This window comes from Roseateles sp. P1_C1_2 (genome assembly GCF_056406535.1).
Genome location: NZ_JBFUAB010000003.1, coordinates 160,186 through 177,870, shown reverse-complemented (window position 1 = coordinate 177,870; position 17,685 = coordinate 160,186). Strand labels below are relative to the sequence as shown.

The following is a 17,685-nucleotide window of genomic DNA, read 5'->3' as shown; positions in this document are numbered from 1 at the left end:
CGAGGACGCGGAGGGCTCCGGAGACGAGAGAAAGGAGGCCCTGCTGATCGGCTGCTTCCCTGCGCGAGGATTACCTCAATCAGGTTCAAAGGGACTGTCTCAGTCGAACCGGCCGTGGCCGTTCAACACCCCTAGCGAAGACACGCCACACGAGGTGGTGCGCGGGTTGCATTCTACGGGTTGCGTGGTGTTCCGGCCTTTGATKGGAGCCGACTTTGCCCGGCCCGCCGCACGTAAGTCGGTTGATGAATGTGCAAGTCATGACTTGCACATTCTGTATTTATACGGAAAATGCAAGCCATGACTGGCAATATCAGGCTCCCTGCCGAACTCGGCGAGCTGCTTCAGCAGCGGCGCGAAGCGTTGGGCCTCAGCAAGAAGGCGGTGGCCGAGCGGGCCGGGCGGGTGCGTGAGGTGGTCTACCGCCTGGAGGGGGGCGAGGAGGCGTCCGTGTCGTCGCTGTTCGACGTGCTTCGCGCCCTGAATATGGCCATGCGCCTGGAGCCGGTGGGCCTGCCGACGATGGAGGAAGTGGCTGCGGCCTTCAACAAGGATGACGATGCTGCCTGAGCGCATCGCCCAGCTCGACGTGTCCATCTGGCCGCGCCTGAGTGCGGGCCAATTGCTCAAGGCGTCGACCTATGAGTTCCGGTACCTGGAGGCCTCTGCCGAGCAGCCCTCGGTCGCGCTGCTGATGCCTGCGGCGGCCCGGCTCACGTGGACGGATGGCGACCTCTTTGCGCCCATGGACCAGAACCTGCCCGAGGGCGATCTGTTCATGCGCATCCGGGCCTTGTTCCCCAAGCAGCAGACGACGGCCATGCACATGCTGGCCCTCATCGGCGACAACGGCATCGGCCGGCTGGGCTATCGCATCCCCGGTGCCGACGCGCCGCAGGCCGCGGTACCGCTGAGCAAGGAGGGCCTGCTCAGCACCGCTTACTCGCCTGAAGTGTTCAACGACCTGGTGGCGGCCTATCTGAGCACCGGTGCCGGCATTGCCGGCATGCAGCCCAAAATCATGGTGCCCGAGTTGCGGATCGCGGTGCCCATTCCCACCCTCATCGTGAAGGCGGCGAGCGAGGCCTATCCCGGCCTGGCGGCCAACGAATACCTGTGCCTGCGCGCAGCCAACCTGGCCGGCATCGCGACGCCGGTGTTCGACCTGTCGCATGACGGCCAGATGCTGGTGCTAGAGCGCTTCGACACCGTCCTGAAGCCGGATGGCACGGTGGAGCGCCTCGGCTTCGAAGACATTGCGGCACTGTCCGGGCAGCGCGTTCGCGACACGCTTTCCGACCGCAAATACCACGGCAGCTACGAGCGCATCGCGGGGCTGCTGAGGCAACTGCAACTGCCGCAAGCCGACCTTGACCGGTTCTTCGAGCAGGTCTCGTTCTCCATCATGGTTCGCAATGGCGATGCGCATCTGAAGAACTTCGGCCTGCTCTACCGCTCACCGAGCGACATCTGGCTGGCACCGATGTTCGATGTCGTCACGACGGCCATCTACCGCTACACGCAGTACGCCGGCGGCCCCGAGCTCGAGGACCGGACGCTGGCCCTCAAGCTGTTTGCCGGCAAGCACACGAGCAAGGCCTATCCGACGACGCAGGAGCTGCTCGTTTTCGGTACCAAGGTGTGCAATGTGAAGGCACCAGCGGCGGTGCTGCAACGCCTGGCCCAGGGCATGCAACGGGCATTGGCTGAAGCGGAGTCGGATGACCGCATCCCGCGCGAGCTGCTGTCGCGCATGCGGGAGGTCTGGCAGTCGGGCCTGGCCTACGGCCAGTGAGGGCCGCTCGGCTCAGTCGAACACCGGCGACTCCACGCCCAGCACCTTGTGCAGCTTCGGGCTGGTCGTCGTGTATTGCAGATGCACGCGCTTGTCGGGGAACACGTAAGGGGCGGCACCGAACGCAGCCAGCGCGGTTTCGTGGAAGCCGCTGAGGATCAGCTTCTTCTTGCCCGGATAGGTGTTCACGTCGCCGACGGCAAAGATGCCGGGCACGCTGGTCTCGAACTTCTCGGTGTCGACGACGATCTGCTTGCGTTCCAGGGCCAGGCCCCATTCGGCAATGGGCCCAAGCTTGGGGCTGAGGCCGAAGAAGGCCAGCACCTGGTCGCAGGGCACGACGCGGGTGATGCCGTCGTTGCCGGTGATCTTGACGCCGGTGAGCTGACCATCCCGCTCGTCGATGCCCGTGGCCTGGCCGACGATGAACTGCATCTCGTGGGCGTCGCAGAGCTCGTGCATCTTGGCGACGCTGGCGGGCGCGGCGCGGAAGCCGTCGCGGCGGTGTACGAGGATGACGCTCTCGGCCTTGTGCGGGTTGCCGTCAGCGTGCGCCGCGCAGAAGTTCAGCGCCCAGTCCAGCGCCGAGTCACCGCCGCCGATGATGAGCAGGTTCTTGCCGGCGAACTGGGTCGGGCCCTTGACGCGGTAGTGGACCTGCGTGCCTTCGTACTTCTCGACGCCTTCGACCTTCAGCGTGCGCGGCTGGAAGCTGCCGACGCCCCCAGCGATGAAGACGGTCTTGGTCAGGAGCTGCGTGCCCTTGTTCGTCTCGATCAGGAAGCGGCCGTCGTCCTGCTTCTGCACGACCGTGACTTCCTGGCCCAGGTGGAAGGTCGCGCCGAAGGGCTCGATCTGCCTGAGCAGGTTGTCGGTCAGCTCCTTGCCGGTGCACACGGGCACTGCCGGGATGTCGTAGATGGGCTTGTCGGGATAGAGCTCGATGCACTGGCCACCGGGGTAGGCCAGGCTGTCGATGATGTGGGCCTTGATCTCCAGCAGGCCCAGCTCGAAGACCTGGAAGAGGCCGACCGGGCCGGCACCGACGATGACGGCGTCGGTGTGGATGGCGTCGGGCCTGATCTCTACTGCCTGCATGAGGAGAGGGAAGGAAAGTTCAGCGGATCAGCTCGGGCAGCTTGCCCGTCTTGTCTTTCCACTCGTCGGCGTCCGGCAGCGCGGGCTTGCGCTTGGTGATGCTGGGCCAGCCCTTGGCGAGGTCGGCGTTGATCTTGATCATGTGGATCTGATCGCCCGGCACATCTTCCTCCGGCAGGATCGCGTTGACCGGGCATTCGGGGATGCAGACCGCGCAGTCGATGCACTCATCGGGATCGATGGTGAGGAAGTTCGGGCCTTCGCGGAAGCAGTCGACCGGGCAGACGTCGACGCAGTCGGTGTATTTGCAGCGGATGCAGGCTTCGGTGACGACGTGGGTCATGAGCGGCTCTGGGAAGTAAGGGGCGCCCCGATGGGCAATGATTCGGGCGAAACGACGATTTTAAGGTCGGCGTGGTTTTGATCCTGCGCGTGGACGCGGCTGGCTCCTGTCCCGACCGTGACGACCGTGGGACGGCCGCGGTGCAGCAGGGCCGCGTGGGCGAGGTCAGCCAGCGTGTGCTCGCTGGTGATGGCATCGGCACAGCCGGCACGGCTGACGACCAGCGTGGCCGTGTCCGGCGCCCAGCCGGCGGCCAGCAACTGGCGGCCAAGGGCGGCCAACTGGCGGCCGGCCATGTAGAAGACTTCGGTGTCGGCGCTCTGCGCGGCGCGCAGTTCACCCGCCTCGGTCATGGCCGTCGTCAGCGACACGCTGCGGCCTCGGCCGCGGCGCGTCAGCGGGCGTTGCGCCTGGGCGGCGGCGGCAAGAGCCGCGGTCACGCCGGGCACCACTTCACTGGCGATGCCGGCCTCAGCCAGGGCGATGAGTTCTTCTTCCAGGCGGCCGAAGACGCTGGCGTCACCGCCCTTCAGCCGCACGACGAGGGCGTGTTCCTGCGCCGCCTTGACGAGCAGGGCGTTGATCTCGGTCTGCTTGGCTGAATGCTCGAAGCCGCGCTTGCCCACAGAAATCCAGCGGGCTTGCGGCGCCAGCTCGCGCAGGCCTGGGTCGGCCAGCGCATCGGCCAGCACGACGTCGGCCTGCGACAGCGCGCGCGCGCCGCGTAGCGTGATCAGGTCGGCCGCGCCGGGGCCGGCGCTGACGAAGATCACACGGCCGGTCATGACTGCACCCTTCGCACTTCGTGCTGTCCCGCCAAGCGGGAGCGAGCTTGCTTGGGGCGGCGCGGCGCGGCGCTCATCACCAGGCCTCTTCCGCCGGCGTGGCGGCTTGCACGTCCACCAGCAGGGCGCCGCTGGTGCGGTGGCTGGCCGGGTCGACGACGATCAGCGCGCCGCCGACGCGGTTGTCCACGAAGGGCTCGACCGGCAGCTCGTGCTGCACTTCCATCTGCACGCGGCCGATGGTGTTGACGGGCAGCTCGTGGGCGTCTTGCGGCTGCAGGGTGTTGATGTCCAGCACCGAGTCGATGGCCGAGATGCGCGCCTGCACCCAGCGGTTGCCGTGGCGCACCCAGTATTTGCGACCGGGCTTGGCGGCTTCGGTGTCCAGCCATGCCAGCGTCGCCGGGAAGGTCTTGGTCGACGCGGCCGAGCCGGGCGTGACGATCCAGTCGCCGCGGCTGACGTCGAGCTGGCGGTCCAGCACCAGGCCGGCCGAGTCGCCGGCTTCGGCGCTGGGCACGGTCTCGCCGGCCAGGCGCACCTCGGACACGACGGCGGTCTGCCTGGACGGCAGCACCTCGATGGTGTCGCCGGCCTTGRCGGCGCCGTGGGCGATGCGGCCCCACAGCACGCGCGGCTGCACGCCGGTGCCCTTGGACTGGTAGGCGTCCTTCTGCACGTATTGCACGGGCAGGGACAGCGGCGCGTCGGCGCGCTCGCTCAGCGTGGGCAGGCGCTCCAGCACCTGCAGCAGGCTCTCGCCGTTCCACCAGGGTGCGTCCAGCGGCTGGGTCACGTTGTCGCCGCGCAGGGCGCTGACGGGCACGGTGGCGGCCACGTTCAGGCCCGCCGCGGCGGCGAACTTGTCCAGCGCCGTCTTGACCTTGGCGAAGCCGGCGCCGGCGTCGTCCAGTGCGTCGATCTTGTTGATCGCGAAGACGATGCTGGGCACGCGCAGCAGCTGGGCCAGCAGCGAGTGGCGGCGCGTCTGCGGCAGCAGCGTGACTTCGGCTTCCGTCAGGTCCAGCTTGGTGATGTCCACAAGCACGACGGCGGCATCGCTGCCGGCTGCGGCCGTGACCATATTGCGGGTGTACTGCTCATGGCCAGGGGCATCGGCAATGATGAACTTGCGCGTCTTGGTGGCGAAGTAGCGGTAGGCCACGTCGATGGTGATGCCCTGCTCGCGCTCGGCTTCGAGGCCGTCGGTCAGCAGGCTCAGGTCGATGGGGCGGCCGGCGGCGCGGCGTTCGAGCGTGTCGAGCTGGTCGGCCAGGATGGCCTGGCCGTCGAACAGCAGGCGGCCGATCAGCGTGGACTTGCCGTCGTCAACGGAGCCCGCCGTGAGGAATCGCAGCGCCTTCATCAGAAATACCCTTCCTTCTTGCGCTTCTCCATCGAAGCTTCACTGGTGCGGTCGTCCATGCGCGTAGCGCCGCGCTCGCTGACGGTGACGGTCAACGTCTCGGCCACGACCTCGCTCGCATTGGCGGCGGGGCTCTCGACTGGGCAGGTGCAGGTCATGTCGCCCACGGTGCGGAAACGCACGGTGGCGGTCTCGACGGTCTCGCCTGCTTCCGGCGGCGTCACCTCGGTCAGCGGCACCAGCAGGCCTTTGCGGCGGATGACCTGGCGCTCATGCGCGAAGTACATCTGCGGCAGCGGGATGTTCTCGCGGGCGATGTAGAGCCACACGTCCAGCTCGGTCCAGTTGCTGATGGGAAAGCAGCGGAAATGCTCGCCCGGGCGGATGCGCGTGTTGAACAGCGTCCACAGCTCGGGGCGCTGCTCCTTGGGCTGCCATTGGCCGAAGCTGTCGCGGTGGCTGAAGATGCGCTCCTTGGCGCGCGCCTTCTCCTCGTCGCGGCGGGCGCCGCCGATCAGGCAGTCGAACTTGTGCTCCTCGATGGTCTCCAGCAGCGTGACCGTCTGGTGGCCGTTGCGGCTTTCCAGCGGGTGGCTCAGGCGGATGGTGCCGCGGGCCATCGAGTCTTCGAGGTGGCCGACGACGAGGCGCTCGCCCATGTCGGCGACGCGCTGGTCACGGAAGGTGATCACCTCGGGGAAGTTGTGGCCGGTGTCGATATGCACCAGCGGGAAGGGCAGCTGGCCCGAGTAGCCACTCGGGTGCGCCGCGTTCTTCATCTTGAAGGCCTTCTCGGCCAGGCGCAGCACGACGCAGCTGTCCTTGCCACCGGAGAAGAGCAGGGCGGGGCGCTCGAAGGTGGCTGCGACCTCGCGCAGGATGAAGATGGCTTCCTCTTCCAGCGCATCCAGGTGGGCGTGGTCGACGTCGGCGATGAGTTGTTCGGGTTTCACAGCAGCATTCATGATTTGGCGTGCAGGCCGCATTCTTTCGTAGAGTCCTCCCACCACCAGCGTCCGGCGCGGAAGTCTTCTCCCACGGCAATCGCTCGGGTGCATGGCGCGCAGCCGATGCTCGGCATGAACTGGTCATGCAGCGGGTTGTAGGGCACGGCGTATTTCTCGACATAGGCCCAGACCTCGGCCCAGGTCCAGTCGGCGATGGGGCTGATCTTGCGGCGGTTGTTGCCGTCGTCTTCGTCAAAGGCCACGTCGCCACGGGCACCGCTCTGCTCGCGGCGCAGGCCGGTGATCCAGGCCGAACGACCCTTCAGCATGCGGCCCAGCGGCTCCATCTTGCGCAGGCCGCAGCAGGCCTTGCGCAGCTCGATGCTCTTGTACATCGCCTCCTCGCCCTCCTTGCGGACGAATTGGATGACGGCGTCGGCCACCGGCTTGAAGACCTCGACCTCGCGGCCGTAGCGCTCGTGGATGCGCGGGATCAGCGCCAGCGTCTCGGGATGCAGCTTGCCCGTGTCCAGCGTGGCGATGGCGATGGGCAGCTGGGTGCGGGCGATCAGGTCGGTGATGACCATGTCTTCCACGCCCAGGCTGCTGCTCTGCACCAGGCCGTCGCCATGCTCGATGCTGGCGTCGCGCAGGCGCTGCAGCGCGGCATCGATCTTGGCGTCCAGCGCCGGCGTCCATTTGGCGTAGAGGCCGATGGCGTTGCCAGCCGCAGGCGCGGCGGCCCAGGGCAGGCTGCTGGCTTCGGTGCTCACGCTGCGCTCCGTTGGAACCAGGGTCGCGTCTCGCCGACGTCGCCCTGGTAGAAGCCCACCGGCGCGAACAGGTCCAGCGCCTTCTGCGCGGCAGCCTGGGACTGGTCGCCGCGCATGACGGCCTCGTCGAAGCCGGTGCGGGCCAGCAACTGCATCATGTCGACCAGCACTTCGCCGCGGGCGCGGATGGCGCCCTTGAACTTGAAGCGGCTGCGCAGGATGTGGGCCTGGCTGTAGGCGCGGCCGTCGGTCCACTTGGGGAAGTCGAGCACGACGAGGGCGATGCGGCCCAGGTCGGGCACCAGCTGGTTGATGTCGGCGTCGTTCGGGAACTCGATGGCGACCGGCGTGCCGGCCGGCCAGCGCGTCTTCACGGCATGCCATTGCTCCAGCGACAGCAGGCGGTTGGGCGCCGGATCGGGATCGGGCTTGGGGCCGTCTTCGCCGATGGCGTGCTTCCATTGGCAGGTGGTGGCGTTGATGAATTTCATATCGATCAAGCCTTCGCGGTCGAGACGCGAACGGCATTCGCGGCGGTCTTGAAGGGGTCGAGGCCGAGGCGCTTCACGGCGTCAACGAAGTGCTCGCCGGCCTGGCGCTCGCGCTTGAAGGTCTCGATGACGGCGTCGATGGCGTCGGCGATCTCGTCGGCCGCAAAGCTGGGGCCGATGACCTTGCCGGCCACGGTCGTGCCCGACAGTTTGGTGCCGTCGCTGCCGCCCAGCGTCAGCTGGTACCACTCGTCGCCGTCCTTGTCGACGCCGAGGATGCCGATGTGGCCGCTGTGGTGGTGGCCGCAGGAGTTGATGCAGCCGCTGATGTGCAGGTCGATCTCGCCGAGGTCTTCGAGCTCGTCCTGGTCTTGATAACGCTCGGCGATCTCGGCGGCCAGCGGCAGCGAGCGGGCATTGGCCAGCGCGCAGAAATCGCCACCGGGGCAGGCGATCTGGTCGGTCAGCAGGCGGGCATTGGGCGTGGCGAAGCCGGCGGCGCGGGCGGCCTGGAAGAGCTCGGGCAGGTCCGAAGCCTTGACCCAGGGCAGCACGAGGTTCTGCCGGTGCGTGACGCGCAGCTCGCCGTGGCTGAACTGGTCGGCCAGGGCCGCGGCGGTGTCCATCACGTCGGCGCTGGTGTCGCCGGGCGCGATGCCGACGCGCTTGAGGCTCAGCGTCACGGCGCGGTAGCCGGCGACGCGGTGGCCGTCGACGTTGCGCGCCAGCCAGCGTGCGAAGGCCGGATCGCTGGTGTCGAGCACGGGCTCGGCGACCGGTGCGACGCCCTCAGGGTCGACAAAGCAGGCCGCCACGCGGTCCAGCTCGGCCTGGGGAATGATGTGCTCGTGGCCGCCGTTGTCGTCGGCCAGGATGCGGCGGTATTCCTCGTTGACCGCGTCGAAGAACTTCTGGCCCTCGGCCTTGACGAGGATCTTGATGCGGGCCTTGTAGAGGTTGTCGCGCCGGCCGGCCAGGTTGTAGCAGCGCACGATGGCCTCGATGTAGACGAGGATCTGCTGCCAGGGCACGAAGGCGTTGATCTCGACGCCCGGAATCGGCGTGCGGCCCATGCCTCCACCCACCAGCACCTGGAAGCCGACCTCGCCCGCTTCGTTCTTCTTCAGCTGCAGGCCGATGTCATGCCAGCCGATGGCGGCGCGGTCTTCCTTGGCGCCCGAGACGGCGATCTTGAACTTGCGAGGCAGGTGGGCGAACTCGGGGTGCAGCGTGCTCCACTGGCGCAGGATCTCGCAGTAGGGGCGCGCGTCGACGATGTCGTCCGGCGCGATGCCGACGAAGGCGTCACTGGTGATGTTGCGGATGCAGTTGCCGCTGGTCTGGATGCCGTGCATGTCGACCTCGGCCAGCAGCTCCATCACCGTGGCGCTGTCCACCAGCGGGATCCAGTTGTATTGCAGGTTCTGGCGCGTCGTGAAATGGCCATAACCACCCTGGCCGGCAAACGGGCCGTCGGGCTGGCGGTCGTAGTCGCGGGCGATGCGCGCCAACTGGCGCAGCTGGCGCGAGGACAGCTCGCCATAAGGGACGGCAACGCGCAGCATGGGCGCGTGGCGCTGGATGTACCAGCCGTTTTGCAGGCGCAGCGCGCGGAACTCGTCGGTGCCGAGGGTGCCGGCGAGGTGGCGCTCGAGCTGGTCGCGGTACTGCGCGGCGCGGGCGTGGACGAAGCGGCGGTCGAAGTCGGTGTAGCGATACATGATTAGTGGATGACCTTCCAGCCGGCCATCAGAAGAGAAACGCAGAGCAGGCTGCGCACGACGCCGTCGGGCAGCCGACGGGTCAATTGGGCACCCAGCCAGATGCCAGGTAAAGAGCCGATGAGCAGGGACACGAGCAGTTCCCAGTTCACATTGCCGAGGCTGGCGTGGCCCAGGCCCGCCACCAGCGTCAACGGGACGGCATGGGCAATGTCGGTGCCCACGATGTCGCGGGCCTTCATGCGGGGGTAGATCAGCAGGATCAGCGTCGCGCCGATGGCGCCGGCGCCGATGGAGGACAGCGACACCAGCACGCCGAGGATGAGGCCCAGGGCCACCATCAGCGTCGGCTTGCGCGATTCGGGAATCCAGCGCTCCAGCCTCAGGCCCAGGGGCTGCCAGCTTTGCTTGAAGGCGACGACGACAGCCGTCAACAGCAGGGCGATGCCCAGCGAAAACGTCAGCGCCGAGGCCCAGCCCTTGGTGACGCCGGTCAGGTGCATCAGCGCGATGGTGGCGATGGAGGCCGGGATGGAGCCCATCAGCATGCGGCGCACGATGGCCCAGTTCACATGGCCGTGGCGGGCATGGGCGACCGAGCCGCTCATCTTGGTCAGGGAGGCAAACCACAGGTCGGTGCCGATGGCGACGGCCGGGCTGRGCTTGAAGACGGACAGCAGCAGCGGCGTCATCAGCGAGCCGCCGCCCACGCCGGTAATCCCGACGATGAGGCCGACGGCCAATCCGCTCGCAATCGCAATTCCGTCCAGCACACACGCTCCAGGAGCGGCCCCATGCCACCCGAGGGCGCGACTCTAGGGAATGTTGCAGTGCCGCAGAACTACATTCTTTTTCGGGCCATATGCCCAAGCTGAATAAGCAACCTCAGTTTGTGGCCAAAACCCGCAGGGCGGCGACCTGTTCGGCGATGCGTGGAGGCACCATTTCGGTGCCTTCCAGCATGGCGCGGATCAGGGCGGCGTTCTCGGCCGGCGCGCAGGCCGGCGACAGCGGCCAGTCCAGGTCGGTGGTGTCGGCCGGGTGCAGCGGGGCGGTCTGGCCGTCCTGGAAACCGATCAGATGGGCCTTGCGGCGCAGATGGGCATAAGCCTCGCCCTCGCTGGCGCGCATCAAGAGGGCCCGGCCGCCCCCCGCCGTCAGGCCGGGCAGGGCGTTGCCCATGCTGTCCAAGTACTCCGGATGCGTCACCGCCACGACCCGCACGCCGCGGCCGGCGGGGAAGGGGTCCAGCAGCTTGGCCAGGCTGTGCGAGCTGTTGCGCACGCCCAACCGGGGGCGCAGGGCCATCAGCGCGTTCAAGCCAGGGTTGAGCATCTGCAAAGGCAGGACGGCCAGTCTGTCGCTTGTTAGCCTCGCCTCGGCGTCCGCCAGCGATCCGCTGGCGGACAAGCCCAGGGCGTCCAGCAACTCGAAGGGGCTGTGGCGGCTGTCGAAGTCATGCCGGCCGAAGATCAGCACCGGCACGCCTTCGCAGGCCAGCAGTTGGGCCACCAGCGGCATCAGATTGGCCTGCTTGCGGGCGCCGTTGAAGCTGGGCAGCAGCACGGTGCGTGGCCCTGGGGGCGCGGCCAGCGAGGCCGTGCGGGCCTGCATGGCGGCCAGGAAGCCCGCCACCTCGTCGGCGCTCTCGCCCTTCACGCGCAGCGCGATCAGCATGGCGCCCAGCTCCATGTCGGGCACCCGGCCGTCCAGCATTTCGCCGAAGAGTTCTTCGGCCTGTTCGCGGCTCAGGTCGCGCGCTCCACGGGCGCCGCGGCCCAGTTCCTTGATCAGCGGGGCGTAGTTCATGGCGCGAGTGTAGAAACGACAAAGGCCGCACAAGGCGGCCTGGGAAATGACTCGCGCGGAAGGATCAGAAGGAGAAGGTCGCGCCGAGCGACACGAGGCGCACGCTGCCCTTCTGTCCGCTCATCTGTGCTTGGCTGGCGTCCACGCCGAGTTCGAGCTTGACGCTGCTGTTGAGGGCGTAGCTGACGGCGAGGCCCGCCACCGGCCTGGTCTCGCTCTCGGCCGCATCCCCACTCTGGGCGCCGAAGGAGAAGTGGGTGCGAGTCTTCACCTGCGCCACGCCGAGGCGAACCGCCATGCCCCAGTCGCCGCCCAGGGGCAGCGCGAAGGCGCCACCGAACACGAGGGCCGAGGGCTTGAGCGTGACGGTGCCGGCGGGGGTGCCGGCGATGCTGGCAATGCCGGCGTGGGCCTTGCCGAAGTTGATGTAGCTGCCTTCCAGGCTGAAGCCATTGCCGAAGCTGTAGCCGAAGACCAGCTTGCCGCCGGTACCGCTGTTGTCACAGGACGTGGTGCCGGAGCAGTCGGCGCTCAGACGGGTCGAGCCCGCTGCAGCTGTGACATAGAACGGACTGGGAGCGGGCTCCGCGGCCTGGGCGGCGGTCGCTGCGAACAGTGCGGCAAGAACGAAGGCATGTGTCTTCATGAGAGATTCCCTGTGACTTGGAGGGGCCGGCCGTATGACCGGCCCGGCCCGGTTGAGGCGGCCCGCATGCTAACTACGACATGCGTGTCATCCAGGTGCCCTTGTCACGGGAATCAGGCTCAGGTGAATATGTCCATCAGAAGGCCATGCGCGCGCCCAGCGACACCATGCGCACGTTGTGGCGTTCGCCCAGGTAGTGGGCGCGGGTGGTGTCCACGCCGAGTTCGACGCGGGTCGATGGCGTCATCGCGTAGTTGACGCCGATGCCGACGATGGGCTGGGTCTTGCTCTGACTGTCCGAGCCGCTCAGCGTGCCGGCCTCGGCATCGAGCTTGGTGCGCACGCGGGCGACGCCCAGACGGCCGACAACGCCCCAATCCGGTGTCAGGTTGGCCGTGTAGGCGCCGCCGAAGTGCAGGGCCTCGGGCCTGGCGCTCAAGCCCAGCAGGCCCCGCGAGGCATGGAACTTGCCGAAGTTGGTGTAGCCACCTTCCAGCGACAGGCCGTTGCCGAAGCCATAGCCGAACACGGCCTTGCCGCCGAGGGCGTTGCGGTCGCACGCGTGCCCGCCTGTGCAATCGGTATTCAGATGGCTTTGGCCCAGGGACACCAGGCCATAGGTGTGAGCGGCGGTGATGCTGCCGCTCGGTCGTGTGGATTGGGCCTGGGCACTGGCGGCCAGGGCGAGAACGGCAAGACTGAGTGCGATCTTTTTCATTTGACTGCTTTCCTACTTCATCCATGGCAGCGCAGGCGCCGGGTGGGGCCTGCGACGAGTTGCGACCGGTCGTCGCCAAGCCATCCTGGTTGTCGACTGGGCGCGAACTTGTAGGACTTGGCGCCCCCGGCCACTCCAACCGGTAACCGCAGGCAAAGTAGCCGTGACACGGGGATACTGCTGCAACGCTGCTGCCTCACGGGTTCCATGCCGCTTCTCAAGCCCAAGACGCTTTACATCACGCTGAGCTTTCTGATGGTGGGCCTGGTGGCCCTGGTGTACGGCGTGCTGCTGCTGCACGAGCGCTCGCGCAGCGACGCGCTGATGCTTCAACAGGCCAGCGCGGCGGCCAAGCGCATCGGGCGCGAGGCGGCGGCAGCCGTCGAGACCGAGCTGAGGCCGGCGCGCGTCAGCGTGGCCCTGCTGGCGACCGGCGCCCTGGGTCGCGCGGGCAATGAAGCCGAGCGCCTGGCGGCCCTGCCGCAGATGGCGGCGGCCCTGCGCGTCAATGCCTCGGTGTCGGCCGTCTATGCCGGCAACTCGGGCGGCTCCTTCGTGCTGCTGCGCCGCCTCAGCGACGCGGCGACGCGCAAGCGCATGGATGCCCCGGCCGAGGCGGCCTTCGGGCTGCAGAGCGTCAACCGCGACGGCGGCGCCGCCCCGCGGGGCAGCTACCGCTTCTACGACGAGGGCTTGCGAGAACTGCAACAGCGCGACCGCGCCGAGTACGACTTCGACCCGCGCACACGGCCCTGGTATGCGCTGGCCCGCAAGGCCGGCGAGGGTCAGCTCGTGCAGTCGGCGCCCTACCGCTTCTTCACGACGGGCGAGCCTGGCGTGACGCTGGCCCAGGCCCATGGCGGCGCCATCGTTGGTGCCGACGTCAGCCTGAAGGCCTTGAGCGAAATGCTGATGCGGCCGCAGATCAGCCGTTCGGCCGAGCTGCTCATCGCGACGCAGGAAGGCGAGATGCTGGCCGAGGCCCGGCGCGAGCGCGGCACGGCGTTGAAGGATGGCCAGAGCCTGCCGCGCGTGGGTGAGTCGGCGTCGCCGCTGATGCGCGAGCTGTGGCAGCGCCGCGATGGCGAGGGTCATCTCACGTCGGTGCAGACGATAGACGGCCGCGAGTGGGTCAGCCATGCGCTGCCGCTGACGGGTACCGTGGAGGCCGGCGCGCCGCTGCTGCTGCTGATGGCCGCGCCGCGCGAGGAGCTGCAGGCCTTCCAGCTCGAAAGCCGCCGCCACAGCTTCTACATCTCGCTGGCGCTGATGCTGTTGCTGCTGCCGCTGGTGCATCTGCTGGCCGACCGGGTGTCGCGCCCGCTGCGCAATCTCGCGCGCCAGGCCGAGGCCATCGAGCGCTTCGAGTTCGACGGCGCCGACCCCAAGCGCAGCCTGATCCGCGAGGTCGACCGCCTGGCCATCGCGATGACGGCGATGAAGCATTCGCTGCGGCGCTTCCTCGACATCAGCGACGCGCTGAGCGCCGAGCGCGATTTCGACACCTTGCTGGACCTGATCCTGCGCGAGACCATCGCCGTGGCCGGCGCCAGCGGTGGCTCCGTCCACCTGCTGTCGGCCGATGGCCTGACGCTGGAGCCGGCGGCCTCGCGCGTCGGCGGCGAGACGTCGGCGCGCCGTGGCATGACCTGGCAGGTGAACGCGCCCGACAGCGTGGCCGCGCCGGTGCATGCATTGCGTGCCAACGGGCCGGTGGAAGTCGACCTGAGCTGGGACGACCCCGCCCACCTGGCAGCCTATGAGCGGCTGTTCGCCGCCCTCGGCGCTTCGCGCATGCGCCTGCTGTCCGTGCCGCTGAAGAACAGCCAGCACGACACCATAGGCACGCTGACGCTGACTTTCCCGCGCTCCGCCGAGCGGCCGTTCGAGCCCCTGGGCGCTGCCCGCGTGGCCTTTGTCAGCGCGCTGTCGGGCACGGCCGCCATTGCCATCGACAACCAGCTGCTGCTGCGCGCGCGCAAGGAGCTGCTGGAGGCCTTCATCCAGCTCGTCGCCGGCGCCATCGACGCCAAGAGCCCCTACACCGGTGGCCACTGCCAGCGCGTGCCGGAGCTGACCAAGATGCTGGCCCAGGCCGCATGCGACGCGACCGAGGGCCGCTTCGCCGGCTTCACGATGGATGCCGAGCAGTGGGAGGCCTTGCATATCGCCGCCTGGCTGCACGACTGCGGCAAGGTGACGACGCCGGAGTACGTCGTCGACAAGGCCACCAAGCTCGAGACCATCTACAACCGCATCCACGAGATCCGCAGCCGCTTCGAGGTGCTCAAGCGCGATGCGCTGATCGAGAAGCTGGAGGCCGAACTGGGCGAGGCCGGCGTGCAGCGCGCCCGCGCGGCGGCGGCCGGGCCCCAGGCCGAGCTGGACGCCGATTACGCCTTCGTCGCGACCAGCAATGTGGGCGGCGAGACCCTGGACCCCGAAGCCGTCGCACGGCTGCGCCGCGTTGGCGAAAAACGCTGGTCGCGCACGCTGGACGACACGCTGGGCCTGTCCATCGAGGAACTGCGCCGCCTGCCCAAACCGCGCCCTTCGCTGCCAGCCACCGAGCGCCTGCTGCAGGACCGGCCCGAGCACATCCTGCCGCGCCCGCCGACGGATCAGCTGGCCGGCGACAACCGCTGGGGCTTCAAGCTCAGGCAGCCCGAACACCTCTATCACCGCGGCGAACTGCACAACCTCGCCATCGCGCGCGGCACGCTGACGGAGGAAGAGCGCTACAAGATCAACGACCACATCGTGCAGACGCTGAAGATGCTGCACGAGCTGCCCTTCCCGAGGCATCTGCAGGATGTGCCCGAGATCGCCGGCGGCCATCACGAGCGCATGGACGGCAAGGGCTATCCGCGTGGCCTGACTGGCGAGCAGATGAGCCCGCAGGCCCGCATGATGGCGATTGCCGACGTCTTCGAGGCGCTGACGGCCGACGACCGGCCCTACAAGCCGGGCAAGCGCCTGTCCGAGGCGCTGGCCATCATGAAGCGCATGGTGGGCGAGGGCCACCTCGACCCGGCGCTGTTCGATCTCTTCCTGCGCTCGGGTGTCTGCCTGGCCTATGCGCGGCGCTTCATGGCGGCGCCGTTGATCGATGTGGAGGACGTCAGCGCCTACCTGTCATGACGGGTGACGCTGAAGCGGATCGGGGCGGCCTTGAGCAGTGGCTCGCCCGCGCCGTCATGCAGGGCCACGACGACCTCGAACTCGCCCAGCGGCAGATCGACGATGGCCTCGCTGCGGCCATCGACGAGGTTCTGGCGCACCGTGTTGCCGCCCCCCTTGGGCGTGAAGCTCAGGCGGAAGTGGCCGGTGTCCTTGATGCTGGTGCCGGCTGGCGCCACGCCCAGGCCGGCACCGAGCACGCCGAGTGACAGCGTGAAGGGGCTGGACACGGCCTCCTCGTCGCGCAGGTTCTTCACATAGACCTCGCGGCCGGCCGCGGTGCGCGGTGCCGCGCGCAGGTCTGCGTACCAGGCCTCGCAGCTGTCGCGATCGCCCGCAACGATCCTGGGTGCAGGGTCGCTGGCGCGCTTGCCCACGACCTCGATGGCAATCTCGTTGCTGAAGACGAAATAGGGGTTGTGGGCGTGGTCGGCGAACAGCAGGCGCAGCGTGTGCCGGCCCGGCGGCAGGTCGATCTCGGTGCCGGTCTGGGCCTTGCCGAAGTGCTTGTGCGTGTTCGAGAAGGGGATGGGCGCCGTGTGGTCGCGCGGCAGCGGCGTGTCGATGAGGATGTGGTGGTGGCCGGCCTTCTCGTTGGCATTGCCGGCCGGGATGACGCCCATGCCGCGGATGCCGAACTCGACCCAGAAGGGCGTGCGCACGCGGTAGCCGCTCTTGAGGTTGCTGAAGTGCACCGAGACCGGCTCGCGCACGTCGACGGCCGTGCGCTGGGCGGTGTGTGCCAGCCAGCACTGGCGCTCCAATGGGTCGGCGGGCAGGGGCTCCGCCCAGGCCAGGGCGGGCAGCAGACCCAGCGGCCAAAGGCGGCGGGTCAGTCGAGCGGCAGATCCCATGCGAGCCCTCCGTCAGCGTGTGCCACCGATTCTGGTGGCTGCTGCTGCCGCAGAGCGTCGTGAAAGTTGCGGACGTCAGGCCGCCTGAAGCTGGTGGGTCAGATGCAGTTCGCCGAACAGATCCTTGGGGTCATCCATCTGCGGGATCAGGCTCAGCGGCGCGCCCAGGCCGAGCTGCTGGGCCATGTCGCTGAGCAGGCGCAGCGCGGAGTAGTCCTCCAGCGCGAAGCCGACCGAGTCGAAGACGGTGACCTGGCTGTCCGCTTCGCGGCCCGCGGCCTGGCCGGCGAGCACGCGCCAGAACTCGGTGACGGGGAAGTCGGCCGGCATCTGCTGCATGTCGCCTTCGATGCGCGACTGCGGCTCGAATTCGCAGATGACGCGCGCCATCTCCAGCACGCCGCGGTGCAGTTCGGTCTTGCCGGGGCAGTCGCCGCCGACRCCATTGATGTGCATGCCGGGCTCGATCATGTCCGGCGTCAGGATGGTGGCGTTGGTCTTGTCGGCGGTGACGGTGGTGACGATGTCGGCGCCCTTGACGGCCTCGGCGGTGGACGCGCAGACGGTCAGTGTCAGGCCCGGCGTGCTGCCGAGGTGGCGCACCAGCTTGGCCGTGGCGGCGGGGTCGATGTCGTAGAGGCGCAGCTCGCGGATGCCGAGCAGGTGGTGGAAGGCCAGGGCCTGGAACTCGCTCTGGGCGCCGTTGCCGATCAGGGCCATGACGCGACTGTCGGGGCGGGCCAGGCGCTTGGCCACCATGACGGAGGTGGCGGCGGTGCGCATCGCGGTCGTCAACGTCAGCTCAGAGAGCAGGGCGGGGGCGCCGGTGGCTACGTCGGCGAGCACGCCGAAAGCCATCACGGTCGGCAAGCCGAAGCGGTGGTTTTTGGGGTGGCCGTTGACGTATTTGAAGCTGTAGAGGTTGGCGTCGGCGATGGGCATCAGCTCGATGACGCCGTCCGGCGAGTGGGCGGCGACGCGGGGCGTCTTGTCGAATTCGGCCCAGCGCAGGTAGTCGGCTTCGAGGTAGGCGACGAGGCGGCGAAGTAAATCGGGAAGTCCCACGCGCTGCACGATTCGGGCGACGTCTTGGGTGGTGAGGACGGTGGTCATGAGGGTCTCCGGAGTTCTTGAAGTGGATTCTTCCGGGGCGGCCTGC

General features: G+C 68.2%; 17 protein-coding genes and 1 riboswitch. Of the genes, 3 read left to right on the top strand and 14 right to left on the bottom strand.

The window, feature by feature from the left end; all coding sequences use genetic code 11:
• Positions 1–39 precede the first annotated feature (39 nt).
• Positions 40–143: riboswitch (TPP riboswitch) on the bottom strand.
• Between the two features lie 157 nt (positions 144–300).
• Entirely contained in the window at positions 301–570 is a 270-nt protein-coding gene (locus AC1D2H_RS04010) for a helix-turn-helix domain-containing protein (RefSeq protein WP_477932694.1), read from the top strand.
• Positions 560–1,795, top strand: a complete 1,236-nt coding sequence (locus AC1D2H_RS04005) for a type II toxin-antitoxin system HipA family toxin (RefSeq protein ID WP_478009963.1) — start codon at positions 560–562, stop codon at positions 1,793–1,795. The genes AC1D2H_RS04010 and AC1D2H_RS04005 overlap by 11 nt, the downstream gene beginning before the upstream one ends.
• 12 nt (positions 1,796–1,807) lie before the next feature.
• Here AC1D2H_RS04005 and AC1D2H_RS04000 read toward each other — a convergent pair whose 3' ends face one another.
• The 12 genes from AC1D2H_RS04000 to AC1D2H_RS03945 form a co-directional block, all read right to left on the bottom strand.
• A complete protein-coding gene (locus AC1D2H_RS04000; protein WP_478009962.1) occupies positions 1,808–2,893 on the bottom strand; it encodes an NAD(P)/FAD-dependent oxidoreductase in 1,086 nt (361 codons plus the stop codon).
• A 19-nt stretch (positions 2,894–2,912) separates the two neighbouring features.
• Complete coding sequence (gene fdxA / locus AC1D2H_RS03995; protein WP_056194839.1) at positions 2,913–3,236, bottom strand: ferredoxin FdxA; 324 nt, start codon at positions 3,234–3,236, stop codon at positions 2,913–2,915.
• Positions 3,233–4,021 carry a uroporphyrinogen-III C-methyltransferase gene (cobA, locus tag AC1D2H_RS03990; protein WP_478009961.1) on the bottom strand — a complete coding sequence of 263 codons (789 nt, stop codon included), beginning with the start codon at positions 4,019–4,021 and terminating at the stop codon, positions 3,233–3,235. The genes fdxA and cobA overlap by 4 nt, the downstream gene beginning before the upstream one ends.
• A gap of 76 nt (positions 4,022–4,097) precedes the next feature.
• The gene (locus AC1D2H_RS03985; RefSeq protein ID WP_478009960.1) at positions 4,098–5,387 is read right to left on the bottom strand and encodes a sulfate adenylyltransferase subunit 1; all 1,290 of its coding nucleotides are present in this window, start codon (positions 5,385–5,387) and stop codon (positions 4,098–4,100) included.
• Entirely contained in the window at positions 5,387–6,352 is a 966-nt protein-coding gene (gene cysD, locus AC1D2H_RS03980; RefSeq protein ID WP_478009959.1) for a sulfate adenylyltransferase subunit CysD, read from the bottom strand. The genes AC1D2H_RS03985 and cysD overlap by 1 nt, the downstream gene beginning before the upstream one ends.
• Positions 6,349–7,107 (bottom strand): phosphoadenylyl-sulfate reductase, encoded by a 759-nt coding sequence (locus tag AC1D2H_RS03975; RefSeq protein ID WP_478009958.1) that lies wholly within the window; start codon positions 7,105–7,107, stop codon positions 6,349–6,351. The genes cysD and AC1D2H_RS03975 overlap by 4 nt, the downstream gene beginning before the upstream one ends.
• On the bottom strand, positions 7,104–7,598 hold the full coding sequence (locus tag AC1D2H_RS03970) for a DUF934 domain-containing protein (RefSeq protein ID WP_478009957.1): 495 nt from the start codon (positions 7,596–7,598) through the stop codon (positions 7,104–7,106). Before AC1D2H_RS03970 ends, AC1D2H_RS03975 begins: the two co-directional genes overlap by 4 nt.
• A 5-nt stretch (positions 7,599–7,603) precedes the next feature.
• Positions 7,604–9,319, bottom strand: coding sequence for a nitrite/sulfite reductase (locus tag AC1D2H_RS03965; protein WP_478009956.1), 1,716 nt, complete (start codon positions 9,317–9,319; stop codon positions 7,604–7,606).
• A 2-nt stretch (positions 9,320–9,321) separates the two neighbouring features.
• On the bottom strand, positions 9,322–10,089 hold the full coding sequence (locus AC1D2H_RS03960; RefSeq protein ID WP_478010053.1) for a sulfite exporter TauE/SafE family protein: 768 nt from the start codon (positions 10,087–10,089) through the stop codon (positions 9,322–9,324).
• A 115-nt stretch (positions 10,090–10,204) separates the two neighbouring features.
• Positions 10,205–11,128, bottom strand: a complete 924-nt coding sequence (ybiB, locus tag AC1D2H_RS03955) for a DNA-binding protein YbiB (protein ID WP_478009955.1) — start codon at positions 11,126–11,128, stop codon at positions 10,205–10,207.
• Between the two features lie 64 nt (positions 11,129–11,192).
• Positions 11,193–11,774: an outer membrane beta-barrel protein gene (locus AC1D2H_RS03950; protein WP_478009954.1), complete on the bottom strand. Its 582-nt coding sequence runs from the start codon at positions 11,772–11,774 to the stop codon at positions 11,193–11,195.
• 136 nt (positions 11,775–11,910) lie between these two features.
• Complete coding sequence (locus tag AC1D2H_RS03945; RefSeq protein ID WP_478009953.1) at positions 11,911–12,492, bottom strand: outer membrane beta-barrel protein; 582 nt, start codon at positions 12,490–12,492, stop codon at positions 11,911–11,913.
• Positions 12,493–12,699: 207 nt separating this feature from the next.
• Between AC1D2H_RS03945 and AC1D2H_RS03940 the strand changes: the two genes are divergently transcribed.
• On the top strand, positions 12,700–15,633 hold the full coding sequence (locus AC1D2H_RS03940; protein WP_478009952.1) for an HD domain-containing phosphohydrolase: 2,934 nt from the start codon (positions 12,700–12,702) through the stop codon (positions 15,631–15,633).
• Here the strand turns inward: AC1D2H_RS03940 and AC1D2H_RS03935 are convergent.
• Together AC1D2H_RS03935 and AC1D2H_RS03930 are read right to left on the bottom strand one after the other, a co-directional pair.
• A complete protein-coding gene (locus AC1D2H_RS03935; protein WP_478009951.1) occupies positions 15,621–16,526 on the bottom strand; it encodes a DUF4399 domain-containing protein in 906 nt (301 codons plus the stop codon). The two genes, AC1D2H_RS03940 and AC1D2H_RS03935, sit on opposite strands and share 13 nt — an antisense overlap.
• A gap of 75 nt (positions 16,527–16,601) precedes the next feature.
• On the bottom strand, positions 16,602–17,639 hold the full coding sequence (locus AC1D2H_RS03930; RefSeq protein WP_478009950.1) for an ornithine cyclodeaminase: 1,038 nt from the start codon (positions 17,637–17,639) through the stop codon (positions 16,602–16,604).
• Positions 17,640–17,685 lie beyond the last annotated feature (46 nt).